The organism is Hymenobacter busanensis (assembly GCF_008727865.1).
GTDB lineage: Bacteria > Bacteroidota > Bacteroidia > Cytophagales > Hymenobacteraceae > Solirubrum > Solirubrum busanense.
In genome coordinates this window covers 1-23,797 of the sequence record NZ_VTWU01000002.1, presented here as the reverse complement: position 1 = coordinate 23,797, position 23,797 = coordinate 1, and the positions used below count along the sequence as shown (strand labels likewise).

At 60.2% G+C, this 23,797-nt stretch carries 23 protein-coding genes and 1 tRNA gene; 11 read left to right on the top strand and 13 right to left on the bottom strand.

Annotated elements, in window-relative coordinates:
- Positions 1-2: 2 nt before the first annotated feature.
- The 4 genes from F0P96_RS04665 to F0P96_RS04645 form a co-directional block, all read right to left on the bottom strand.
- Positions 3-1,109 carry an MBL fold metallo-hydrolase gene (locus F0P96_RS04665; protein ID WP_151077671.1) on the bottom strand — a complete coding sequence of 369 codons (1,107 nt, stop codon included), beginning with the start codon at positions 1,107-1,109 and terminating at the stop codon, positions 3-5.
- A 28-nt stretch (positions 1,110-1,137) separates the two neighbouring features.
- Complete coding sequence (locus F0P96_RS04660; RefSeq protein WP_235917385.1) at positions 1,138-2,769, bottom strand: hypothetical protein; 1,632 nt, start codon at positions 2,767-2,769, stop codon at positions 1,138-1,140.
- 9 nt (positions 2,770-2,778) lie between these two features.
- Positions 2,779-3,225, bottom strand: a complete 447-nt coding sequence (locus tag F0P96_RS20885) for a hypothetical protein (protein ID WP_160620452.1) — start codon at positions 3,223-3,225, stop codon at positions 2,779-2,781.
- 191 nt (positions 3,226-3,416) lie between these two features.
- Positions 3,417-3,746 (bottom strand): hypothetical protein, encoded by a 330-nt coding sequence (locus tag F0P96_RS04645; RefSeq protein ID WP_151077669.1) that lies wholly within the window; start codon positions 3,744-3,746, stop codon positions 3,417-3,419.
- Positions 3,747-3,988: 242 nt separating this feature from the next.
- Here F0P96_RS04645 and F0P96_RS04640 point away from each other — a divergent pair, with 242 nt between their 5' ends.
- The gene (locus F0P96_RS04640) at positions 3,989-4,396 is read left to right on the top strand and encodes a thiol-disulfide oxidoreductase DCC family protein (RefSeq protein ID WP_151077668.1); all 408 of its coding nucleotides are present in this window, start codon (positions 3,989-3,991) and stop codon (positions 4,394-4,396) included.
- Positions 4,397-4,413: 17 nt separating this feature from the next.
- Here F0P96_RS04640 and F0P96_RS04635 read toward each other — a convergent pair whose 3' ends face one another.
- Positions 4,414-4,890: a MarR family winged helix-turn-helix transcriptional regulator gene (locus tag F0P96_RS04635; RefSeq protein WP_151077667.1), complete on the bottom strand. Its 477-nt coding sequence runs from the start codon at positions 4,888-4,890 to the stop codon at positions 4,414-4,416.
- Positions 4,891-5,030: 140 nt separating this feature from the next.
- Here F0P96_RS04635 and F0P96_RS04630 point away from each other — a divergent pair, with 140 nt between their 5' ends.
- Together F0P96_RS04630 and F0P96_RS04625 are read left to right on the top strand one after the other, a co-directional pair.
- Positions 5,031-6,032, top strand: a complete 1,002-nt coding sequence (locus tag F0P96_RS04630; RefSeq protein ID WP_151077666.1) for a zinc-binding dehydrogenase — start codon at positions 5,031-5,033, stop codon at positions 6,030-6,032.
- A gap of 113 nt (positions 6,033-6,145) precedes the next feature.
- Positions 6,146-6,394 (top strand): hypothetical protein, encoded by a 249-nt coding sequence (locus F0P96_RS04625; RefSeq protein WP_151077665.1) that lies wholly within the window; start codon positions 6,146-6,148, stop codon positions 6,392-6,394.
- Positions 6,395-6,501: 107 nt separating this feature from the next.
- Here F0P96_RS04625 and F0P96_RS04620 read toward each other — a convergent pair whose 3' ends face one another.
- The 3 genes from F0P96_RS04620 to F0P96_RS04610 form a co-directional block, all read right to left on the bottom strand.
- Complete coding sequence (locus F0P96_RS04620) at positions 6,502-7,905, bottom strand: FAD/NAD(P)-binding protein (protein ID WP_151077664.1); 1,404 nt, start codon at positions 7,903-7,905, stop codon at positions 6,502-6,504.
- A gap of 107 nt (positions 7,906-8,012) precedes the next feature.
- Positions 8,013-8,978, bottom strand: a complete 966-nt coding sequence (rfaD, locus tag F0P96_RS04615) for an ADP-glyceromanno-heptose 6-epimerase (protein WP_151077663.1) — start codon at positions 8,976-8,978, stop codon at positions 8,013-8,015.
- 57 nt (positions 8,979-9,035) lie between these two features.
- Positions 9,036-10,148 (bottom strand): DUF3298 domain-containing protein, encoded by a 1,113-nt coding sequence (locus F0P96_RS04610; RefSeq protein ID WP_151077662.1) that lies wholly within the window; start codon positions 10,146-10,148, stop codon positions 9,036-9,038.
- 261 nt (positions 10,149-10,409) lie between these two features.
- On the opposite strand from F0P96_RS04610, the gene F0P96_RS04605 reads away from it, so the two are divergent.
- The 4 genes from F0P96_RS04605 (at position 10,410) to lpxB (ending at position 14,033) form a co-directional block, all read left to right on the top strand.
- Positions 10,410-11,279: an ABC transporter substrate-binding protein gene (locus F0P96_RS04605; RefSeq protein WP_235917384.1), complete on the top strand. Its 870-nt coding sequence runs from the start codon at positions 10,410-10,412 to the stop codon at positions 11,277-11,279.
- Positions 11,276-12,277, top strand: a complete 1,002-nt coding sequence (locus F0P96_RS04600) for a FecCD family ABC transporter permease (RefSeq protein WP_151077660.1) — start codon at positions 11,276-11,278, stop codon at positions 12,275-12,277. Before F0P96_RS04605 ends, F0P96_RS04600 begins: the two co-directional genes overlap by 4 nt.
- Positions 12,278-12,410: 133 nt before the next feature.
- Entirely contained in the window at positions 12,411-12,830 is a 420-nt protein-coding gene (locus F0P96_RS04595; protein ID WP_151077659.1) for a 6-pyruvoyl trahydropterin synthase family protein, read from the top strand.
- Between the two features lie 93 nt (positions 12,831-12,923).
- The gene (lpxB, locus tag F0P96_RS04590) at positions 12,924-14,033 is read left to right on the top strand and encodes a lipid-A-disaccharide synthase (RefSeq protein WP_151077658.1); all 1,110 of its coding nucleotides are present in this window, start codon (positions 12,924-12,926) and stop codon (positions 14,031-14,033) included.
- A 163-nt stretch (positions 14,034-14,196) separates the two neighbouring features.
- On the opposite strand, the gene clpX is transcribed toward lpxB, so the two are convergent.
- The 5 genes from clpX to F0P96_RS04565 form a co-directional block, all read right to left on the bottom strand.
- A complete protein-coding gene (clpX, locus tag F0P96_RS04585; RefSeq protein ID WP_151077657.1) occupies positions 14,197-15,423 on the bottom strand; it encodes an ATP-dependent Clp protease ATP-binding subunit ClpX in 1,227 nt (408 codons plus the stop codon).
- Positions 15,424-15,610: 187 nt separating this feature from the next.
- Positions 15,611-16,315 (bottom strand): ATP-dependent Clp protease proteolytic subunit, encoded by a 705-nt coding sequence (locus tag F0P96_RS04580; RefSeq protein WP_151077656.1) that lies wholly within the window; start codon positions 16,313-16,315, stop codon positions 15,611-15,613.
- A gap of 132 nt (positions 16,316-16,447) precedes the next feature.
- Positions 16,448-17,773: a trigger factor gene (gene tig / locus F0P96_RS04575; protein ID WP_151077655.1), complete on the bottom strand. Its 1,326-nt coding sequence runs from the start codon at positions 17,771-17,773 to the stop codon at positions 16,448-16,450.
- Positions 17,774-17,910: 137 nt separating this feature from the next.
- A tRNA-Leu gene (locus tag F0P96_RS04570) sits at positions 17,911-17,995 on the bottom strand.
- Positions 17,996-18,121: 126 nt separating this feature from the next.
- Positions 18,122-18,622: a hypothetical protein gene (locus F0P96_RS04565; protein ID WP_151077654.1), complete on the bottom strand. Its 501-nt coding sequence runs from the start codon at positions 18,620-18,622 to the stop codon at positions 18,122-18,124.
- A gap of 151 nt (positions 18,623-18,773) precedes the next feature.
- On the opposite strand from F0P96_RS04565, the gene F0P96_RS04560 reads away from it, so the two are divergent.
- From F0P96_RS04560 to F0P96_RS04545, 4 genes are all read left to right on the top strand, one after another.
- Positions 18,774-20,981 (top strand): RelA/SpoT family protein, encoded by a 2,208-nt coding sequence (locus tag F0P96_RS04560; RefSeq protein WP_151077653.1) that lies wholly within the window; start codon positions 18,774-18,776, stop codon positions 20,979-20,981.
- Between the two features lie 77 nt (positions 20,982-21,058).
- Positions 21,059-21,529: a Fur family transcriptional regulator gene (locus F0P96_RS04555; RefSeq protein ID WP_151077652.1), complete on the top strand. Its 471-nt coding sequence runs from the start codon at positions 21,059-21,061 to the stop codon at positions 21,527-21,529.
- Positions 21,526-21,876 (top strand): STAS domain-containing protein, encoded by a 351-nt coding sequence (locus F0P96_RS04550; RefSeq protein ID WP_151077651.1) that lies wholly within the window; start codon positions 21,526-21,528, stop codon positions 21,874-21,876. The genes F0P96_RS04555 and F0P96_RS04550 overlap by 4 nt, the downstream gene beginning before the upstream one ends.
- Positions 21,877-23,148, top strand: coding sequence for an adenylosuccinate synthase (locus F0P96_RS04545; RefSeq protein WP_151077650.1), 1,272 nt, complete (start codon positions 21,877-21,879; stop codon positions 23,146-23,148). It abuts the gene before it with no gap.
- Positions 23,149-23,797: the final 649 nt, after the last annotated feature.

The window sequence follows — 23,797 nt, the reverse complement described above, 5'->3', positions numbered from 1 at the left end:
GGCTACAGCGGCACGGAATTGTGGTCGTAGCGCGTGTCGGGCTCAAACGGGTCGATGGAATCGGCGTGCGGTGGAAAAGCCGACTCTTCCATCCGCTGATTGCGCTGCAGGCGCCGCCGGGCTTTGCCGCTTTTGCGGCTGCGGCGCTGCGTGAGTATCACGGCGGCAGCCAAGCCCAGAGCGGCGGCAGCGGCACCCAGCAGCCACGGGTTGGTGGGGTCAAATACCGCGGGCGGCACCGACACCACGCCGGTTTCGTCGGCCACGGCGGGCTGGGGCACGTAGCGCCCGTGGGCGGGCACGGCCAGCTCGTCGAAATGCAGCGCCAAGTCCTGTAGCTCCCGCTGCAGCGTGCCGCCCCGCATCGGAATACCGTGCCCGGTGGCTGCTACAGCCGGTTTCAGGTCGGCCAGCAGCGCCACCGAGCGTCGGGCCTGCTGCCAGTCGCAGGTGAAGTAGCGGGGCGGGCCGTGCACTTCCTGCTCCTGCGCCCACACCGCCAGCGCCGACTCCTGCTGCACGGTGCAAAAAGCGTCGCCGGCCAGCAGCACCCGGTCTTCGTCGCGGAAAAACGACACGTGGCCCGGGGTATGCCCCGGCGTGGGCAGCCAGCGCCAGCCCGGCAACTCCGGCACCGAACCATCGGCGGGAAGCGCATGGGCGCGGGAGCCTACGTTGTAGGGGTGCTTGGGGTAGGCAAACGACAGCGCGGCCATAGCGCCACCACCCACGGTGGGGTCGGGCGGCGGGTAGGCCGAGCGGCCGGTGAGGTAAGGCAGCTCCAGCGGATGGGCGTACACGGGCACGTCCCAGGCGCTGGCCAGGGTTTCGAGGGCGCCGGCGTGGTCGAAATGGCCGTGGGTGAGGATGATAGCAGCCGGCGGCAGGTGGGCACCAAACAAGGTTTCGGCAGTGTGGCGGATTTTAGCGGCACTTCCGGGCAGGCCGGCGTCTACCAGCACCCACGGCCCACTGCTGGGCTGCTGCCGCACAAAGTACAGGTTGACGAACACGTTGCGCAGGCCCCACACGCCGGGAGCTACGTATTGCAAATCGGGTGTGGTGGCACGCGTGGGGCGGGCCAGCGGAGCAGTTGGTTTGTCGGACATAGCAGGGAGGGGTGAAGGCGAAGAAAGGTTAACGGGGCGGAGCGTCGCAGCCGCACAGCACTTCGCGGCTGGGGCCCTGCACGCGGTAATGCGGCAACGATACCTCTTTCATATACACCACGTTCAGGTGCGTCAGTGGTGGATTCTTGGGGTTGTCGTGCCACACCCGCAGCATGTAGTTGCAGTAGTAGGCCCGCATCCAGTCGTTGTCGACGAACAGGTAATTCTCGGAGTACTTGCGCCACCGGTCGTTTTTGTGCAGCGCCATAATGGAAGCCGGTTTGGCGTAACTCACGCGCCGGCCGCCGCGGTACAGGTCGAGCAAGCGGCCGTCGCGGGTGCTGCCTTCCAGAATGTACCAGCCGTCGTCTTTGAACACGGCCGGCGCAAACATACCCCAGTGCTGATCGGTACGAAACAGGTAGCCAAACCAGCGCAGCGGCTCACCCATGCCGTAGCGCGGCGTCACAATGCCGTCGAGGTTCCACCACACCACGTAGCCCAGCAGCACCAGCAGCACGGTATCGCGCAGGGCCGGCAGGAGCCGAAAGTGCCGGTGCTGAGGCACGCGCGGGTGCAAGGCCAGCCGCAGCTCCACCTGCAACGGGGTTTGCCATACCGGCAACTGTTCCCGCCAACGGGCCAGGTGAGCCGCGCCAAGCTGCACTGCCGGACCCAGCCGGGCTTCCAGCCAGTTCATGGCCGGTGTAGGCAGCAAGCCTAGCAGCGCCGCAAAGCTGATCAGGAAAAACAGTCCCACGAACAGCGTGAGGCTGATGCCGGCATGGAATCCGAACAAAACCAGGACGAACAGCAGCCGGCATGTGTTGGTGGCCACTGGCATGAAAAGCAGGATGGGCAGCAGCAGCTCGGTATAGTAGGTGAAGTGCGTGAGCCACCGCATCAGCTCGTAGTGCGGGTACAGAAGCCGGCCGGCGGGCATTAGCACTTGGTCGAGGCTGAGGGCGTAGTAAATGGCGGTGCCTTCGGTGGTCCACTCGGGGGCGTTTTTCAGGAAGGCCGTGCACACGTACACCAACGCCACCTGCACCACAAAGGCCGCCGTGGCCACGCCAAAGCAGCTGTAGTGTGCGGGCGCCGGCAGTTCCCGGGCGTCTTTCGCCCACACCCGGCCCCACGGCAGAAACAGCCCCCAGAACAGCAGCATCCGCAGCAAATCGTCGCCGCCCTGCGCAATAAGGGGGTTGCGGTTTTGCAACGACACCAGCAGCAGCCACGAGCCCAAAGTCATCCAGCGCGTGCGCCAGCCCAGTAGCAAGCCCACAGCCAAGGCCGCCGCCAGCGCAAACAGCAGCGCCTGCACCTCCCACAGCCCACTCATGGTGTGCAGCGAAAACTGATAGGGGTTCCAGGCGCGTTCGAACAGCACATGAAGCGGCAACACCCCCAGGTTGGTATAGTGGGCTTCGAGGTCGGTGCTGCGGATGGCCAGGTCCACCAGAATAATTGCGGCCACCGCCATGCGCATCAGCGCCAAAGCCCGCAAATCGAGCATGAACGGCCGCCGCAATACTGCCCCAATGCGGGCCAGTGGACGAGGAACTACCGGGGCAGGCGCGGGCAATAGCGCCGCCGAGGCGTCGTCCGAAGCGGACGCCTGCCCCTGCGGCTGCACAAAAGACTGCAACGGTACCTCCACGGCAGCGGGTTAGCGGGTGGTAGTGCCGCGCGTGGTGCCGCCAGTGGTACCACTCGTGGTAGAGCCGGCAGTGGACGTGCCCCGCGTGGTACTGCCCGAGGTGCTGGCCGTGGTGGAGCCTGTCGTGGAGCCACTGGTGGTCGAGCCTGAAGTCGTATTCATCGACGTAGTGGAACCCGCCGTGCTGCCCGAAGTGGTAGAACCCGAGGTGGTGCCGTAGGAGGTAGTGGAGCCAGCGGTGCTACCGGCTGTGGTGCTCATCGAACCATCGGTAGTGCTGCCGGTGGTGGTCGTGCCGGTGGTGGTCGTGGCGTCCGTGGCGCTCGATGATGTAGTGCTAGGCGTGGTGGTGGAGTCGCCGGTGGCGGCTTCTTGGTTGCAGGCTGAGCACAAAAGTGCTGCGCCCACAGCAGCGACGGATGCGAGGCGCCAAGGCGCTAAAACGAGCTTTTTCATGGTGACAAAGTGTTTGGATAGAAAGAAAAAGTGCGGCAGCGCCTTGCAGCAAGGCTAACTAGGTACGACAAATTGCGCACCTAAGATGCTGTAGAGCGCATATAGCAAGTGACAAAAAAGAACCGCCGCAAGCGCGGCGGTCCTCCATGTTAGCTCATCTGGTGTGTTGCACACCCAAAACGAGCCGTTCACTATCGGCCCGTGGTGCCACCAGTAGTAGCCTCGTTGGTAGTGGCTGCGCCCGTACCCGACGTAGTAGCGCCCGACGTGGTGCCGCCCGACGTAGTAGCCGCCGAGCCGGCGGTGCTGCTGTTGCCGGTGCCCATCGTATCTGTACCGGTGCTCATGTTATCGGAGGACGACGACATCGTTTCGTCGGTGGTGCCGGTGCTGGAAGAAGAGCCAGAACCGTCGGCACCCATACCCGAGCCCGCGTTGGAATTGCTGTCGGCACCACAGGCGCCAAGGGTAAGCAGCGTGCCCAAAGCCGCGTACAAGCCCAATTTTTGCATGATAATCATGGCGAAAAATGTTTGGTTGTGAAGTAGAGAAAACGGTGCGTGTAGCGCCCTTCTACGCTGATTAGCAGTTCGTAGCTAAGTTTTGGGTAGCGAATTAATACGGATAAATTTGGAAAATACGGAGCCTGCGCGTTTGCAGAGTGCCCTCGTGTTGCTCTCTGAATCAGCTTTCAACTCATGCAGTGAAGACAAACCAAACTGCGAATTGCTGGTTTCGTAAGGGCCATTATCAGCGGTTCGGTATGCGTGCAGATTCTCCCACTATTCTCTTCGACGGCGTGTGCAACCTCTGCCACTGGCTGGTGCAGTTCATCATCGAGCGCGACCCGACCGCACGGTTTCAGTTTGCCTCTTTGCAGTCCGAAGCCGGCCGCCAGTTACTGCCTGCCGGCCTCAATGCCGATGCACAGAACCTCGATACGGTGGTGTTAGTAGAGAATGGGCGGGTCTATACACATTCCACGGCAGTGCTCCGCATTTTGCGCCAGCTAGCGGGGCCGTGGCGTTGGCTCTCCGTCGGCATTGTTCTGCCCGCTTTCCTGCGCGACGCCGCCTACCGCTTGGTGGCCCGCAACCGGTACCGCTGGTTTGGCAAGCAGGAAAGCTGCTGGTTACCGACGCCCGAACTACAGGCCCGGTTTCTTCGCTAAACTGAATTCGAGACCTTTCAAGTGGCAGGTTTAGCTTCGTCGGCGCCTGCTTTGTGCGCTAGGGGTTGCAGGGTGTGCATTAGCTTTTCCACGTCGGCCCCAAAAAAACGCTGGTCAAATTCTTCCAGCGCCCATGCAGCTCGCACCACCGCTTTTAGCCCGGCCGCGGTCAGGGTGAGGTTTCGGGCCCGAGCATCTTGTTCGTGAGCAGGGCGCGTCAGGAACCCTTTTTCTTCCAAGGCCCGCAGCGTTTTGCTCACGGTCATTTTATCGGTGCGAGCGTGCTGAGACACGGCGGCCTGCGTCACGGCGGGGTTGTCGTGGCTGAGACGCTGCACCGAGGCCAGGAGTAAAAACTGCGTGGGCGTCAGGTTCATCGGCTCCAGCGTGTGCCCGAGTTGGCGCTGCCAGTTGGCAGCAGCTTGCGCTAATAGAAAGCCAGGGTTATCATCCGGACCTTCGAAGGTGAACAGCGGATCGGTTGGGAGCGGCATAAGATTTTTGGTAGGTTGCGCCGGCGAGGCCTGTGCGCTGTCGATTCAGTAAACGAATTGTTTGTAAATAAGGTTACTGTATAGTTGTTTACTAAAATGAAAGCGTGCTTCAATTACACAAAAAGCCTCTTTCCCATTCTATGAAAGCTCTTGTTCTTGATGGCATTGGCCAGCCAGTGGTGTTGCGCGACGTTCCCACCCCGCAGCCCAAGCCCGGCGAAATACTTGTGCGCCTGCATGCCGCTGCCCTTAACCACCGCGACGTCTGGATTCAGAAAGGCCAGTATGCCGGCCTGCGCTTTCCCATCATCCTCGGCTCCGACGGTGCTGGAAAAGTGGAAGCCACCGGCGAAGGCGTTGCCGTCGACATGCAGGGCCAGGAGGTGCTCATCAACCCCGGTTTCAACTGGGGCGACAACCCCAAAGCCCAAGGCCGCGACTTCCATATTCTGGGCCTGCCGCTCGATGGCACATTTGCCGAGTATGTATGCGTACCTGCTGCGCATGTATACCCCAAACCAACGCACTTGAGCATGGAGCAGGCCGCCGCGCTGCCGTTGGGCGGCGTTACGGCCTACCGGGCACTGTTCACGCGTGGCGGCTTGCAAGCCGGCGAGCGGGTGCTGGTTACCGGTATTGGTGGGGGCGTAGCCCTGCTGGCCATGCAACTGGCCCTGGCGGCCGGGGCCGAGGTATGGGTAACTTCGGGGACGCCCGAGAAGCTGGAGCGGGCGCAGCAACTCGGCGCCCGCGGCGGCATCAGCTACCGGCAGGAAAAGTGGGGCGTGGAGCTGGCCAAACAGGCCGGCGGCGGGTTCGATGTCATTATCGACAGCGCGGCCGGACCGGGTGTGGCGCAGCTGGTGGAAGCCGCAACGCCGGGTGGCCGCATCGTGTTCTATGGCGGTACGGCCGGCACCATGACCAACGTGCCACCGGCCCGCGTCTTCTGGAAACAGCTCAGCCTGCTGGGCTCTACCATGGGCACCCCCGACGATTTTGCGGCTCTCTTGGCCTTCGTTGAACGCACACGCTTGGAGCCCGTTATTGATTCAGTAATGCCGCTGGCCGACGGGGAAAAAGCTATGCGACGCATGGAAAGCGCAGCTCAGTTTGGCAAGCTTATTCTTGCAATAAAATAGTTTTAACTAGTTGATTGTCAAGTATAATAATTGCTTCTGGTAACACGCTTCCGGGAATCCGCTGCTGGGAATTGATGTTCTATACCAGAACGACATTTCAACGCCTGCATTCGATGAAAACTCCCGCTGAATACCTCGACGCCCCGCTGTTGTACCTGACGTATCCGACGGGCGAAGAAGCCGAGCAAGTGCCCGTGGTATCCTACGACGACGCGCTGCGCGCCGTGGAAACTGCCTTGGCCGATGCCGAGAAATACAAGTATCTGCTCATGCGTGCCCTGCGCCGCTCCGTGCCCGGCGGCCTCGCCGAATCGGCCGTAGAAGCGGCTATTCGCCCGCTGTACCCCGATATGGCAGCTTAAGCACGGGCAACGTTGGGCATATTAAACGGGCGACTCGTACATGCGAGCCGCCTGTTTTGTATTACGTAGTCGTGCAAACGGTATCGTGCCGGCCGCACGCTGACTATTCAGGTGCGTGTCGCTTTCTCACTCAGCAGCTTGGCCAATGCCGCGGCCTGCTGGCGCAGCTCTGGCACGGCCGTCGATTCGAACCACTGCGGCCGCAGGCTGGGGCCCAATGTGAACAACAGCTCCGAGGGAAGGCCCGCGGCGTTTAGCAAGGCTCCATGCTCGTCGGTTCGGATGCCTAGGCGCATAGGGTCCGGCACCAAATGGCCCGCGCTGCGCAGTTCAACCACCAGGGAATCGGTCAAGGACTGATAATCGAGCAAGGGGCCCGTGCAAAGCACTACATGGTCGGCGGTCAGCCACTCGTGGCTATGGTTGTGCCGCAGCTGCACGGCCAGTTGGGCGTCGCCGCGCGGCTCGATGTGGCGCACGCGCCCTTTGTGCACGGTCAGGCGGCCGCTTTGGGTTAGTTGTTCGAGCACGGCCGCGTTTTGGGGCGGGTTGCGGTGCCGCAATACCGACCAGGTAGCCGCGAAATGCCGCATAAACCGCTGCTGTTCCACAAGTGGCCACGCCGCCCAAATACGGCCCAGGTCGGGACGGAGGGCGTCCATTACCGCGCGCCAATCGTAGCCCTGTGAGGCCGCTCGGGCCACGTGTTGGCGCACCGTATACAGTACTTCGGTTACGCTGCGCAGGCCGGCTACATCGGTTGCGTAATAGTTGGGGTAGGGCAGAGCGGGGTTGGGTAGATGCGTCACCGGCCAGCGGCCGTGCCGCGAAACGGCCAGTAGCGGCCCTTGGTGGCCATCGGCTTGCAGCGCCATGAGCACGTCGACCGCAGTCAGGCCAGTACCAACAAGCAAAACCGACTCCTTGGGGCCGATGTTGCGCAAGGCGCCTGGGGCCCAGGGGTTGCCGTGGTAGTTCGGGTGGGTGCGGTAGCCGGTATCGGGGCGCACCGGCGACGCTGGTGGAAAGTTGCCCTGCGCCAGTACCACAAAGTGCGCCGTCAAGCGGCTGCCGTCGGCCAGCGAAACGGTGGCGTGGCGGCCATCTTCGGCTAGGTGGGCGGCGGTGGCGCGCTGCTGTTGCCAGCGTACCTGCACCCCGTTGTGGGCCCGCGACGAATTCCCGACAACTCCGCCGATCAACTCGCCGATGTACCGACCAAACACCTGGCGCGGGCAGAATCCTTGCGGGCACGTAGGAATCTGGTTTGTGGCCAGCCAGTCGACAAAATGATTGGGCTCGTCGGCAAAGGCGCTCAGGCCGGAGCTGCGCACGTTCAGCAGCCACTCGGGCCGGTCGGTGCTGTAGGCCGTGCCGGGACCAAGCTGCTCGCGCGGCTCTACCAGCTCCACATCGAGGGGCCACGGACCGCCGGGCAGACGCGTGAGATGCAGGGCCAGCAAACTGCCCGCTACTCCTCCGCCGATGATTACAATGGTCTGCCGCGTCATAGAAGGCACTGGTAGACCCGTGGTGGGCCGTTGAGGCTTTTCGTCCAGTAAAAAACAAAATTTCGGACAATGCTCAACCCGCCACGCGGCGCGGTGCCCGATTCGGGCTACAAATACGAGCCCGGCAGTAAAAAGTCGCGCACGTATTCGGTGATGCCGTCTTCGAGGCGGGTGAAAGGCCGCGCGTAGCCAATGCCGCGCAGCTTACTCATGTCGGCCTGCGTGAAGTACTGGTAGGTGTCGCGGATATCTTCAGGCGTGTCTTTGAACCGGATATCGGCCGTTTTGCCCAGCGCAGCGAAGGTCGTCAGGGCCAGATCGAGGAAGGTGCGCGCCTCGCCGGTACCCAGGTTGTAGATGCCCGAGTTGCGGCGGTGGTGCATCAAGAAGATGCACACGTCCACCAGGTCGCGCACGTAAATGAAGTCGCGCTTCTGCTCACCGTCGGCAAAATCGGGGCGGTGCGAGCGGAACAGCTCCATCGAGCCGGTGCGCTGCACTTGCTGGAAAGTGTGAAATATCACCGAGGCCATGCGGCCCTTGTGGTATTCGTTGGGGCCGTACACGTTGAAAAACTTCAGCCCGGCCCAGAAAAACGGCTTTTCGGCCTGCTGCACAGCCCAGTTGTCGAAGTCGTTCTTGGAGTCGCCGTAAGGGTTGAGCGGGCGCAGCAAGGGCAGCAGCACTTCGTCGTCGGAATAGCCGAGGGTGCCCGAGCCGTAGGTAGCCGCCGACGAGGCGTAGACCAGCGGCAGCTGGTAGCGCACGCAGGCCTGCCACATCTGCTTGCTATAGTTCAGGTTCAGCAGGTCGAAAATGGCTTTGTCCTGCTCGGCGGTGTCGGTGCGGGCGCCGAGGTGAAACACGAACTCTACCTGCTCGTGGTGCTCATCGAGCCAGGCGAAAAACTCGTTGCGGTCCACGTATTCGCGCAGGCGCTTGCCTTTCAGGTTGGCCAGCTTCTTCTCCACCGAGAAGTTGTCTACCACCACCACGTCGTTGAAGCCGTCGGCGTTGAGCCGGCCAACCAGGCAGCTGCCGATGAAGCCCGCTGCGCCCGTCACGATAATCATAAGCTCTGAGTCGTTTCTGAGCTGCGAAGTACGCAGTTTCTCCGGGCTTGGGCGAATTCAGCGCTTCGGTGCCGCGGCCGGTACGGCGCGGGCCAGGGCCGAGTTCGGGCGGATGTAGGGCCGCAGGGCTGCATAGGGAATGAGTACCTCCACTTCGGTCATGGCTGGACCAACGCAATACCTGTACAGGTTGAACTGGTGAATGATTAGTCCCTTGTCGGTCAGCAGCATGTTCTCCGTCGTGCCAACCGCCGCCAACTCCTGCGCTACCGACTGCAGAATATATGCTTGGGTACACGACTCATTTGGGTCATCTGATTTTGCTTTATCCACCGGTTCACTGGACAGTTTCTGCCGAGCGTAGCGCTGAAACAAGGCGCGGTAGTCGCCGTGCAGCACTTCGGTGAGCGGCACAGGAAGCAGCTTTGGTAGAGACAGGACAGTGTATTCGTGCTGAATCTGCATGGAGGGGCTACCGCACCCATCGACCCGTCTTTCGCGCGCAATGCTCACCAGCTCGGGCGTGAGCAGCTCCAGCGTGGTGGTATTGAGGTAGCAGGCGTTCAGCCAGGCGTACGATTTATCGGGGTGCAACCGCGTCTGGACCCAATCATCGGCGTCGCGGGCCAGCAGGTCGTTGAGCGCGGCTTCGGCTTGTTTGTCCTCTAAGCCGGCTACCAGCGGATAACGGTTGTCGTAGTAAAGTTCTACCGTCGGGTCCGGGGCCTCCGAGTCGGGCTTGATGAGCGGGGAATCGTCGGTCAGGCGCACTAGCTGCATGTAAACGCCGTTTAGCCAGTAGCCGGGGCTAAGCCGGGCCGCGTAGGCGTAATCGTAGGCCTGCGGCCGGCGCCGCAGCTTCACCGGCAGCCGCCGAGCCTTGCCCGTGGCCTGCCAGTACCCGGTCAGCAGACTGTCGCCGCTCAAGCGGGCGCGCAGCTGGGCCGTGGCCTCGAAGTACTCCCGGTTGTAAGGTGGCTCGGCGGTTTCGCCCAGGTCCAAGCTGTCGGCCCAGCGTTGGCCGGTAAGCGCCAGGTCAGAGCCTCGGCTGAGGTAATAGTAGCGGGCGGTTACTCGGTCCGTAGTGTCGCTCAGCTGCAGGTTCAGTACCACCGGGTAGGGGCCAATCGTGCCGGTGTATACCAACTCGTTGGTGGCTGGTGGGGCCAATGCGGCCGCTCGGGCTCTGGAGGCGGGAGAACGGGAAACAGCGGTAATAGCTGACGACGAAGCGGCGGGCGCCGTGGTTGCGGCCGCATCCGGTTGTCCTGAGCAGGCCGTTGCCAATCCAAGGCAGATAAGCAGAAGGAAACGATTCACGCCCTATAAGCGGCCGGTTACCAAAAGCCGCGGCCGTGAAGGTAGCGGGCTGCACCCGAGCTTCCTTGCCGGCGCCGTCTATCTTTGCCGCCGATGCGTTTTTGCCTGTTCTTGCTCCTCGTATGTGCCGCCTGCTCGTCGCCCGCCGACAAGCAGCCTGCGCAGCCCACCACCGTCACCGTGCACGACGACCTCGGGCGCGCCGTCACGTTCAAGGCCCAGCCGCGGCGCATCATGGCCCTGGCCGCTTCCATGACGGAAATGCTTTACGCCGTAGCCGACACGGCCGCCATCGTGGGCCGCACGCAGGTGTGTGACTACCCGGCCGCGGCGCTCAAAAAGCCCGTCGTCAACAGCTACCCGCTCGATTTCGAAACACTCGTCGGCCTGCACCCTGATGTCGTGTTTACCACCGAGGGCATTACCAGCCCGGCCGATGCGGCGCGGCTGCAGCAGCTGGGGGTGCCGGTGTACTACCAAACCTACCGCTCGGTACCCGACATCTTCCGCGGCCTGCGCGAGTTGGGCCGCCTGCTCGGCCGCGAACCGCAGGCCCATCGCCTCACCGATTCGCTCCAAACCGAGCTGCAGCGCCTCACCGCCGACTCTACCGCGGGCAATCGGCCTCGGGTTTTGGCCATTACCTGGCTCGACCCGATTTACGCTTACGGCTTCAACACCCTCTTTACCGATAAAATCCGGCGGGCTGGTGGCCAGAACGCCCTCACCGAAACCTTCCCGCAGCCCTATCCGGCCCTCACGCGCGAGTACATTCTCAAGCTCAACCCCGACGTGCTCATCGGCGGCCGCTTCGGCAAAATGGACAGCACGTTTTTCCGCATGTACCCCGAGCTGAAGCGCATTCACGCCTACCAGCAGCGCCGGGTTTTCGCCATTACCGGCAGCCTGATGGAGCGTCCCGGCCCGCGCGTAGTGGAGTCGGTGCGGGAACTACAACGCCTGCTGCGCTCGGCCCAATGAAACGCCGCGCCCCGCTCTACATCCTGCTCACGCTGCTCGTCGCCGTCGTTTTGGTGGTAGCGGGCATGCGGCAGGGCAGCATTGAGGGCGCCGATTACGCCACCTTGCTACAAGCCCTCCGGCATTACGACGCCACCAACCCCGCCCACGTGGTGCTGGTGGAACTGCGCCTACCGCGCCTGCTGCTGGCCCTGCTGGCCGGTGGCGGCCTCGCCCTCAGCGGCTACCTGATGCAGACGATGGTGAATAACCCGCTGGCCGACCCGTATTTGCTTGGTACCGCGTCGGGGGCTTCGTTGGGCGCCCTCGTCATTACCATCTTATTGCCCGCCTCCAGCAGCATGACGCCTTGGCTGGTGCCGGTAGGTAGCTTGGCCGGCGCTGTGGGTGCCACACTTTTGGTTATCGGCATTGGTACCCGGCGCGGCCGGCTCATTCCCACGCAGCTGCTGCTGGCGGGCGTGGCCACGGCGTCGTTGTTCAATGCCCTAGGTGGGCTTATCACGTTTCGCGCCCAAACCGATTCGCAGCTGCGCGCCGCCGTGTCGTGGGGCATGGGCAGTCTGGAGCGGGCCGGCTGGCCGTTGCTGGCGGGCCCCACCGTGGCGGTGGTACTGGGCATGCTGGTGGCCTGGCTGCTGCGGCGCCACCTCGATGTGCTGCTGCTGGGGGAGGAGCGGGCCGCCACGCTCGGGCTCGACGTGGGCCGCACGCGCTGGTTGCTGCTGCTGGCTTCGTCGGGCATCACGGCCGGGGTGGTGGCCTTGTGTGGACCGCTGGGTTTCGTGGGGCTGATTATTCCGCACGCCACGCGGGGCCTGTTGGGCGTTACCGGGCGGCTCAACCTGGCGTTCTGCACCCTGCTCGGCGGGACCTTCCTGCTGGCCTGCGACCTGCTGGCGCGTTGGCTCTACCCGCCCGCCGGCTTGCCCGTGGGCCTCATCACGGCCCTGTTCGGCGTACCGTTCTTCGTATATTTGCTGCGGAAAAAGGGTTGATTGCTGAAGGCCGCCGCTTGGATGCTGCAACACGCAGCGCGCCAGCGCGGCCCATTTTCTTGGCTAGCCGTTGGCAGAACATCCCAGCGGCACCCGAAGCCCAGCCCTCAACCACCGCGAAGCACCACCCAGCATGATCTACATTAGTCGCCAAGAACACTTCAACGCCGCCCACAAGCTCTACAACCCCGCGTGGAGCGAGGAGCGCAACAAGGAAGTGTTCGGGCCCTGTGCCAACGCCAACTGGCACGGCCACAACTACGACCTCATCGTGACCGTGAAAGGCCTGCCCGACCCCGAAACTGGCTTTGTTGTCGATTTGAAGGCGCTCAGCACCCTCATCCGCCAGCACATCATCCAGCACGTCGACCACAAGAACCTGAACCTCGACGTGGCTTTTATGAGCGGCAAGCTGGCCAGCACCGAAAACCTGTCGCTGGCTTTCTGGGAGATTCTGCAGCGCGAACTGCCCAGTATCACCAGCACCGCGCAGCTGCACTGCGTCAAGATTTTCGAAACGCCCCGCAACTTCGTCGAATATTACGGCGAGTAATACCTCAATTGACAATGAACAATGAGCAATGACCAATTAGGTCGATACGGCTCAATGGTCATTGCTCATTGTTCATTGTTCATTGTCAATTGAATGAAATACTACCTCATTGCCGGCGAACGGTCCGGTGACTTTCATGCCGCCCGGCTCATGCGCGCCCTCAAGCAGCAAGACCCCCAGGCCGAGTTCCGCTGCTGGGGCGGCGACCTGATGCAGGCCGAAGGCAGCACCCTGGTGCACCACTACCAGGAAATGGCCATCATGGGCTTTGTGGAAGCCGCCACCAGCATTTTCCGCTTTCGGGGCTTCCTGAAAGAATGTCAGCAGGACCTGCTGGCCTACCAGCCCGATGTGCTGATTCTGGTCGACTACGCCGGTTTCAACATGCGCGTGGCCAAGTTCGCCAAGGAGAAAGGCCTGAAGGTGTTTTACTACATCTCGCCGAAAATCTGGGCCTGGAATCAGGGGCGCGTGCACAAAATCAAGGCGCTGGTCGACAAGATGTTCGTCATCCTGCCCTTCGAGAAGGAGTTCTACCAGCGTTTCGGCTACGACGTGGACTACATCGGCAACCCTACCGCCGATGCCGTGTACGAGCACCAGCCCACCGACGACTTCCACCACCGCAACAACCTCGACCCCGAAACGCCCATTATTGCGGTGCTGCCCGGTTCGCGCAAGCAGGAAATCGAGGAAATGCTCTTCGAGATGCTGCGAATCCTGCCGCCGTTCTTCGATTACCAATTTGTGGTGGCCGGCGTCAAAAACCTCGACGCTAACTACTACGCGCACTTCGAGCGCAACAACGTGCGCATCATCTTCGAGCAGACCTACGACCTGCTGCGCCACGCCAAAGCCGCGCTGGTCACCAGCGGCACCGCCACGCTTGAAACGGCGCTGTTCGACGTGCCGCAAGTGGTGTGCTACCGCACCAGCGCCATTTCCTACCGCATCGGCAAGGCCGTCATCAAGGTGCCGTTCATTTCGCTCGTCAATCTCATTGCTGAGCGCGAAGTGGTGAAAGAGCTCATTCAGGGCGAATTCACCGCCCGTAACCTCGTTACCGAGCTGCAGCGCGTGCTCGATGATGAGCAGTACATAGGCAAAGTGAAGGCCGGCTACGCCGAAATTCGCGAGAAGCTCGGCCGCAGCAACGCTGCTGAAAAGGCTGCGGAGCTGATGGTTGGGTACTTGAAGAAGTAGTACCGTTCGTCATCCTGAGCAAAGCGAAGGACCTTCTCACGCTGGAACGATGGCCGAAGCAACGACTCGCTCAGTGGTGAATAAGTCCTTCGCTTCTTCCGATTCAAACAAAAAAGCCCACTGGACGAATCCAGCGGGCTTTTTTGTTTGAATCGGAAGAAGCTTACGCGGCGCGCAACTGCTTGAGTGGAGACTTCTCGAACTTCTCCTGAGCGTATTCCAGGTCGATAACTAGCTCCGTCACGTCGGTGGCCGAGGGCATGTCGAACATGGCGTCGGTCATGATGCTTTCGCAGATGCTGCGCAGGCCGCGGGCCCCGAGGCGGTACTCGTCGGCTTTGTCGACAATGTAGTCCAGGGCGGCGTCGGAGAAAGAAAGCTCGATGCCTTCCATCTCAAACAGACGGTTGTACTGCTTCAGGATGGAATTCTTGGGCTCCGTCAGAATCAGGCGCAGCGTCTCTTTGTCGAGCGGGTTCAGGTGCGTCAGCACGGGCAGACGGCCGATAAGTTCGGGAATGAGGCCGAACTGCTTCAGGTCTTGCGCCGTGATGTAGCGCAGGAAATTGTTGGTGTCCACCTTGTCTTCCAGCAACGTTTTGGCAAAGCCCAGCGGCTTGGTGTTCAGGCGGCTCTTGATGATGCGGTCGATGCCCACAAAAGCGCCGCCGCAGATGAACAGGATGTTCTCGGTGTTTACCGTAATCATCTTCTGCTCGGGGTGCTTGCGGCCGCCGTGGGGCGGTACATTCACGGTGGTGCCTTCCAGCAGCTTCAGCATAGCCTGCTGCACGCCCTCGCCGCTCACGTCGCGCGTGATGCTGGGGTTGTCGCTCTTGCGGGCAATCTTGTCCACCTCGTCGATGTACACGATGCCGCGCTCGGCCGCTTCCACGTTGTAGTCGGCGGCCTGCAGCAGGCGCGTCAGGATGCTTTCCACGTCTTCGCCCACGTAGCCGGCTTCGGTCAGCACGGTGGCGTCGGCAATGCAGAAGGGCACTTGCAGCACCGAGGCCAGCATTTTGGCCAGGAAGGTTTTGCCGGTACCGGTTTCCCCCACCATGATGATGTTCGATTTTTCAATCGTCACCTCGTCTTTGGTGGTCGGTTTCTGCATCAGGCGCTTGTAGTGGTTGTACACCGCCACGCTCAGCACCTTCTTGGCCTCGTCTTGGCCCACCACGTACTGGTCGAGGTAGTCCTTCATCTCGCGGGGCTTCACGAGGTTGAATTTCGGCGTCTTCGTGTTCGAACGAATTTTATTTTCCTCGTTCAGAATTTGCTGCGCCTGGCCCACACAACGCTCACAAATGTGGGCGTTGATGCCGGAAATCATGATGGAAACCTCGCGCTTGCTTTTGCCGCAAAACGAGCAGGTGATATCTGCCATTGCTGAAGAGTCGGAATTCAAGGGTATTACGCCGGCGGAATTATTCCGGCGGCTCCAAAGGTACGAAAAGGCCAACGCCCTAGCAGCGGAAAAAAGTGCCGGTGCAATGCCTTTCTATCTATAAGAACAAATGCCCGCTCCCGGGGTTGCAAGCCGGAAGCGGGCACTGTCTTAAATAGTTACGCGGCTATTTTTCGAGTTTGTGGCGCTCCAGTACCTCGTCGATGATGCCGTATTCCTTGGCTTCGTCGGCGCGCATCCAGTAGTCACGGTCGGAATTGTCGTGCACTTCCTGGTAGGTTTTGCCCGAGTGTTTGGCGAGGATATCGTACAGCTCTTTTTTCAATTTCAGAATTTCCCGAGCGGTAATTTCGATATCCGACGATTGGCCTTGCACGCCGCCCGAAGGCTGGTGAATCATGACGCGGGCGTGGGGCAGGGCCGAGCGCTTGTTTTCGGCGCCGCCGGCCAGCAGCACGGCGCCCATAGAGGCGGCCAGGCCGGTGCAGATGGTGGCCACGTCGGGCCCCACGTACTGCATCGTGTCGTAGATGCCCAGGCCGGCGTAGACCGAGCCGCCCGGCGAGTTGATGTACAAGAGGATGTCCTTCTTGGCGTCGGCCGACTCCAGAAAGAGCAGCTGGGCCGTGATGATGTTGGCAATGTAATCGTCGACGGGCGTGCCCAGGAACACGATGCGGTCCATGATCAGGCGCGAAAACACGTCGATTTCGGCGAAGCGCGTGGGGCGCTCTTCGATGACCGAGCGCGTCATGCCCGTGACGAAATGGCTGCTTTGGCCTTCGATGTGGTGCAGGTACTGATCGACACCCAAGCCGCTGAGGCCTTGGCCCTTCACGGCAAATTTGCGGAATTCCTGTTTGTTCAGCATGTGACTGACTGCGGTAGGAGAGAGGATTGGTTGGGACGAATTAAACGGGCAACGCCGCAGTAAGGACGCAAAAAAGCCCTTACTCCGACGAAGTAAGGGCTTTTTTGCAGGGAACCAACCCCGGCGCGAGAATTACGCGCTGGCTTGGTTCCGGAAGTCCTCGGCCGTCATCGGCTGGTCTTTAACAACAATCCGGCCGCGCAGGTTGTCGAGTACTTTCTCTGCCAGAATGGCTTCGTACTCCTGCACGTAGTTCTTGCCGTTCTCCTGACGCAGGTAGTTGTCGGCAAAGCCGCGCACCGATTCGCGCAACTCGTCCGAAACTTCGGGCAGGTTGAACTGGGCCATGATCTTGGTCATGGTGCGGTCCACGATTTCGTCGTTCGACACCTTCAGGCCTTGCTCCTCTACCACTTTGTTGCGGATCATCGACCACTTCAACTCCTTCTCGTAGTCCGAATAGTGCTCTTCTACCTGCTCGGGCGTCAGCTGGCCTTTGTTGGCCACCACCAGCCACTTCTTGAAGAACTCCTTCGGCAGCTCGATGCTCGTGTTTTCCACCAGCTTGTCGATCAGGCGGCGGTTCACCAGGCCTTCCGACTCGCGGTTGTAGTTCTCCTGAATGGTTTCGCGCACCTTGGCGTCGAAGTCTTCCTTCGTCGTCACAGCGTCTTTGCCAAACACCTTGTCGAACAATTCCTGGTTGAACTCGGCCTTGCTCGAACGGTTAATTTTCTCGATTTCCAGCGTGTATTCGCCTTCTACACCGGCGGCCAGCTCCTTGGAGAGGCCCGTGAAGTTGGCTACATCCGTCACGTTGCCGCCGAAGACGTCCTTCACGTCGAACGACACTTTGTCGCCGGCCTTCAGGCCTACGAACTTGTCGGCACCGCTTTTCACCTTGTTGGTGGGCAGCATCACCTTCTGCGAAAACTCGGTGGTTTCCTGCGTCAGCTGGCCCGAGAGGTAGTCGCCTGCTTCCGAGGTTTCCGGCGTGGTGTTCTCGCCGAACTGCATGCCAATCTGCTCGTATGTCTCGTTGAGCGTGTTTTCGTCGAGCTCCACGGCGGGGCGCTCTACTTCCAGGCTGTCGACGGGCAGTTCGAACTCGGGCAGCAGGCCTAGTTCAAACTGGAACGAGAATTCCTTCTCGGTGTCGAAGTTCACATCCGAAGGCACCGGCAGCGGCTCGCCCAGAATGCGCAGGTTGTTTTCCTTGATGTAGGTATCGACGTTGGTTTGCAGCAAACGGTTGATTTCGTCTACCAGCACCCCTTTGCCGTACATTTTGCGCACCAGCCCGGCGGGTACTTTGCCGGGGCGGAAGCCCTTAATCTGCGCCTTTTTCGAGAGGTCTTTGATTTGCTTTTCTACTGCTTCCGAGTAGTCAGCTTCCGTGAGGCGCACGGTCAGCAGGGCGCTCTGCTGGTCGTCTTTCTTGTCGAGGGTAATGTCCAAAACGAGTCGGAGGTTAAGGGTAACGTGAGAAAAGCCAAAAGGCCGGGAACAGCAAACCCCCAACGCGCCGTCGCCGGGTAGTTGAGGGCTTCACTTGGGGGTTTGATACGAAGCACTTGCCCGGAACAGGCAGGTATTGGTGCGGATGGAGGGACTCGAACCCACACGCCTTGCGGCACCAGATCCTAAGTCTGGCACGTCTACCAATTTCGCCACATCCGCAGAGCGAGGCCGGCCGCCTCGGGGGCGCAAAGCTACGGAAGCAGGGCGTAAATTCAAATGCCTGTGCGGTTTTGGCAACGCGGGGCGGTCAGTTGCTAAGCTGAGAACCATTGGAGTAGTGCGGCATTAGTACTCTGGCTTAAAATAATTGGCGGTGTAGTGAATTTGGTAAACCTCGGGCAGCAACTGATTGAGGCGTTGACAAAAGGTAAAAAACGCGTCGAGCCGGTATTTATAGAGGTCCGTTACGGCGAGATGTTCGCCTTTATAAATGACAAGGTGGTATCCAAAGGAATGACCATGAAGACTTGGCCCTTCGTATTTGCTTTGAAGACTCGATAAATAGATTTTGTCGAAAGAGGCTAATAGCCAATCCCGCCGCTGTAAATCCAGAGGAATGGAAAGCAACGTGTCTTTTGCCCCTTCTTCTAAAAGTAGCTTCCTGCGTACCTGAATAGAGTCAGCGGTAATGGTATATCGCGTTTCCTCTCCAAAGGATGACTCTGTCACGCGCAGTTGGGTAACGCGTTGAGGGCGCTGTTGGGCATTACCGGCTAAGTGGCAACTCATCCATAAACCCAGCACAAGTGCTATCATGGCTTTTCGGCGCGTTTGCAGTCGAAGCATGGGAAGTGAGAGGTTCGGTAACGAGGAGCAGCCTTTAGTGGTTAAAGATAAACGGCAACTCCATGCTGAGCTGCCCCGTGCGCCCCAAACGAGGGCCCGCGGTTTCCTCCGTACCTTCGTTCCGCTGCCGTCGCGGCAGTGCTCTTTGCCGATGGCCACCCTCATTGACCCCGAAGTAGAACGCCAGGAAATCCTGCGTCATTACCGCCGCCTGCTGCGCACGGCCAAGCCCTACCTGAAGGAAGGCGACGCCAAGCTCATCAAGAAGGCGTTCAATACCTCGCTGGAGGCGCACAAAGACATGCGCCGCAAATCCGGCGAGCCGTACATTCTGCACCCGCTGGCCGTGGCGCAGATTGCCGTCGAAGAAATCGGCTTGGGCACCACCAGTATCGTGGCGGCGCTGCTGCACGACGTGGTGGAAGACACCAACTGGGAAATTTCCGACGTGGAGCGCGAGTTCGGCCCGCGTGTGGCCCAGATTGTCGACGGCCTGACCAAGATTTCGGGCGTGTTCGAGTACGGCACGAGCGAGCAGGCGGAAAACTTCCGCAAAATGCTGCTCACGCTGAGCGAAGATGTGCGCGTGATTCTCATCAAGATTGCCGACCGTCTGCACAACATGCGGACGCTCGACTCGATGCCGCGCCACAAGCAGCTCAAGATTGCGTCGGAAACCATCTACCTCTACGCGCCGCTGGCCCACCGCCTGGGCCTCTACGCCATCAAGAGCGAGCTGGAAGACCTGCATCTGAAGTACACCGACACCGACACCTTCAACGAGCTGACGCAGAAAGTGCGGCAGAGCCGGGCCACGCGCAACCGCCTTATTAAGGAGTTCGTGGCGCCCATCGAAGAGGAGCTGGCGCGGCAGGGCTTCAGCTTCGAGGTGAAAGGCCGACCCAAAAGCATCTACTCCATTCTGAAGAAGATGCGCAAGCAGAACATTCCCTTCGAGGAAGTGTACGACCTGTTTGCTATCCGCATCATTCTGAACGTGCCGCCGGAGCAGGAAAAAGCCGCCTGCTGGCGCGTGTATTCCATCGTCACCGACTTCTACCAGCCCAACCCCGACCGCCTGCGCGACTGGGTGAGCACGCCCAAGGCCAACGGTTACGAGTCGTTGCACACCACCGTCATGTCGCACCCCGGCCAATGGGTGGAAGTACAGATTCGGTCCCGCCGTATGGACGACATTGCCGAGAAAGGCTACGCGGCGCACTGGAAATACAAGGACACCGGTGCCGTGCAGCCCGAATCGACCTTGGAAACGTGGATCAACAAGGTGCGCGAGATGCTCGAAACCAACAACTCCAACGCCCTGGAGTTCATGGACGAGTTTCGCCAGAACTTGTTTGTGAAGGAAGTCTACGCCTTTACGCCCAAAGGCAAGTTGGTCATTCTGCCCGACGGTGCCACGGCGCTGGATTTTGCCTTCGAGATTCACACGCACATTGGTATGCAGTGCCTCGGCGCGAAGGTGAACCAGAAGCTGGAACCGCTGAGCTACCGCCTACGCAACGGTGACCAAGTTGAAATCCTGACTTCGCAGAAGCAAAAACCTACGGACGAGTGGCTCAAGTACGTCACCACGTCGAAGGCCAAAAGCAAAATCCGTGAGTTCCTGCGCGACGAAAAGCGCACCAAGGCCGAGGATGGCAAGTTCTTGGTGGAAAAACGGCTGGAACTGCTGGGCGTGGAAATGAACCAGGACAACCTGAACCGCCTGCTGGCGCACTTCAACGTGCACAACCCGCAGGATTTCTTCTACCGTGTGGCCATTGGCCAACTCGACGGCCGTGAAATCAAGGAACACCTATTCGACCCCACGCTACCCGCACCCAAGCTGCCGTCGATGCTGGAGCCGAAAACCTTCGATGCGGAAGTGCAGAAGCTGCGCGGCGTGCGACCCGATATGTTGGTGATTGGCGAGAAAACCGACAAAATCAGCTACACCATTGCCACCTGCTGCAACCCCATTCCCGGCGACGATGTGTTCGGCTTCGAAACCAACGACGGCATTGTAATTCACCGCACGTCTTGCCCGCGGGCCGTGGAGCTGATGTCGAGCTTCGGCAACCGCGTGGTGCGTGCCAAATGGACCGATCAGCTGGAGCTGGCTTTCTTGGCTGGCTTGCGCATCAAAGGCTCCGACCGTGTGGGGCTTGTGAACGACGTCACCAAAATCATCAGCAATAGCCTCAAAGTAAACATGCGCTCCATCACCATCGATTCTGACGACGGCATGTTTGAAGGCCAGATCATGGTGTTCGTCAACGACACCGCCCACCTCGACAAGCTCATCCAGCGCCTGAGCAAAGTGCGCGGCGTGCTGTCCGTCGAGCGGTTCGATTCCTGATGAACCAGAAGCCGGGGTTGCTGGTTGGTATGCCCAAGCACAAGACTGGTACACTTTAGTATATATAGCAGCATAAAATGCTCGACCCCGAGAAATACGAAGAGGTCAAAAAGATCTTCACCGCTTACCTCGAAAGCAAAGGCCTGCGCAAAACCTCCGAGCGTTACGCCATTCTGGAGGAAATCTATTCGCGCACCGGCCATTTCGACGTCGAGGAGCTGTACGCCGGCATGAAGGAGCGCGGCATTCAGGTCAGCCGCGCCACGGTCTACAACACACTGGATCTGCTCGTCGAACACCACCTCGTCAGCAAGCACCAGTTCGGTCGCAACCTCGCCCAGTACGAGAAGTCCTACGGCTACCGGCAGCACGACCACGTCATCTGCACCGAGTGCCATAAGGTCGTGGAGTTCTGCGACCCACGCATCCACGGCATCCAAACCATGGTCGGGGAGTTATTGAACTTCCATATCTTGCACCACTCTCTGAATCTTTACGGCATTTGCGGCGACTGCCGCGCCAAAGCCGCTCGTACCATTACTGAATGAAAACTGACGCCACCGTCCACGACGGCATCCTGTCGGTTCGTCTCACCGGCGACCTGATCGGCAGCCCCGACTCCCAATCCCTCCTCCAAACCGTTGATCAGCACCTCGGCGACGATTCCGTCACCCTCTGCTCCGTCGACCTCTCCAACGTGCGCTACGTCAACAGCTCCGGCATTGGCGTACTGGTGTCGCTGCTCACCAAGTTTCGCAGCCGCGGTGGCGAGTTGGTTCTCATCAACCCCGCCGAGCACCCCCGCAAGATGCTGGCCCTGACCAAGCTCACGTCCATCTTCACCATCGCCGACGACGACGCCACCGCCACCAACCTGCTCAAAAGCGCCAACTAGATGCCAGTAGACGTACTTGTCGGGCTACAGTGGGGCGATGAAGGGAAAGGAAAAATCGTCGACGTGCTAGCCCCCACGTACGACGTCGTTGCCCGCTTTCAGGGTGGGCCCAACGCCGGCCACACGCTCACTTTCAACGGTACCAAGCACGTTCTGCACCAAGTGCCGTCGGGTATCTTTCACCCGCATATCATCAATGTAGTCGGCAACGGCGTCGTCCTCGACCCCGTCGTGTTTCGCGAAGAACTGCGCAAGCTCACCGCCCGCGGCGTCGACGGCACTGCCAACCTCTACATCTCGCGCAAGGCCCAACTCATTCTGCCCTCGCACCGCGCCCTCGACCGCATTTGGGAAGAAGCCCGCGGCGGCAGCCGCATTGGCTCCACGCTCAAAGGCATCGGCCCCACCTACCAGGATAAAGTAGGCCGCACCGGTCTCCGCGTCGGCGACATCCTGCACGCCAACTTCCGGGAGCGGTACAATGAAACCGTAGAGCGCCACCGCCAGCTCGCCAACTTCCACCAGCGCGAACTGGACATCGAAGCCGAAGAGTCTGCCTTCTTTGCTGCCGTTGAAGAGTTGCGTCAGCTAAGCCTCGTCGACACCGAGTACCTGCTGAACGACCTGCTTAACCAAGGCAAGCGCATTTTGGCCGAAGGTGCCCAGGGTTCCTTATTGGATATCGACTTCGGCACTTATCCTTATGTCACGTCGTCCAGCACCATCGTTGCCGGAGCTTGCACGGGTTTGGGTATTGCTCCAAAGCACATCGATAAAGTATACGGTATCAGCAAAGCCTACTGCACCCGCGTAGGCAGCGGCCCGTTCCCTACCGAGCTTCACGACGAAGTAGGGGAGAAGATCCGCCAAGCCGGCCGCGAATTTGGTTCCACCACCGGCCGCCCCCGCCGCTGCGGCTGGATTGATCTGCCGGCCCTGCGCTACGCCATTATGCTAAACGGCGTCACCGAAATCCACTTGATGAAGGCTGACGTGTTGTCTGATTTCGATGAAATCCGCGTGTGCACTCATTACAAACGTGCTGATGGTACCCTTACCGAGCAGCTTCCCGACCTCGGCGAGTTGGAACAACTCGCCCCCGAGTACATTACGCTTCCCGGTTGGCAGGTTTCTTTAGATAACGTAACACAAGCCGCGGCGCTTCCGGAACAGGTTCGTGCCTACGTACAATTCCTTGAGAAACAGCTTCAAGTACCCGTATCCATCGTCAGCATCGGCCCCGACCGCGTCAGCACACTACACATGAACTAAGCCATTAGATGAATTTTCTGCTGAGGCCCACTTGCAAATCCGCAGGTGGGCCTTACCTTTGTCATCCCGCTACAGCAAACGGCTGATGGGTCTCTTCTAAACGAAGAGGTTTTTGAGAACTTTTGACGAGTTCTTGCTTTCAACAAAACAGCTGTTGTATCTTCGCAGCCCTGTTTAGTAGAAACGGATTCGACAGTCGCCGGCTAAAAAAAAAAGTTTTGCCGGTGGGTTGCAAAAGCGGCGGCGGGGGTTGTACCTTTGCAGCCCGCTTCGACCGGAGGCGGGCCAAGCGGGCGGGCGGCGAAAAAAAAGTTGCTTGGTTGCTTGACACGGGACGGGAAACGGCAGTACTTTTGCCACCCCAAACCAGATACACCCGCCGCGGACCGCGCGGCGCACGGAACCCAGCAGGGGTTCGCACGTTCTTTGAGAGAGTGGTGAAAACGACAAGGTCGCCGCAGGCGCTTCCACGGAAGGGGTTGCGGCGGACAAGCGAAAACGAACGAACACATCCCGTCGGACAAGCCTGCTTTTTCGGAAGCGGGTCGACAAAAGATGCTAGGACACAAGCTTCTTACGGGAAGCAACAAACACTACTACAATGGAGAGTTTGATCCTGGCTCAGGATGAACGCTAGCGGCAGGCCTAA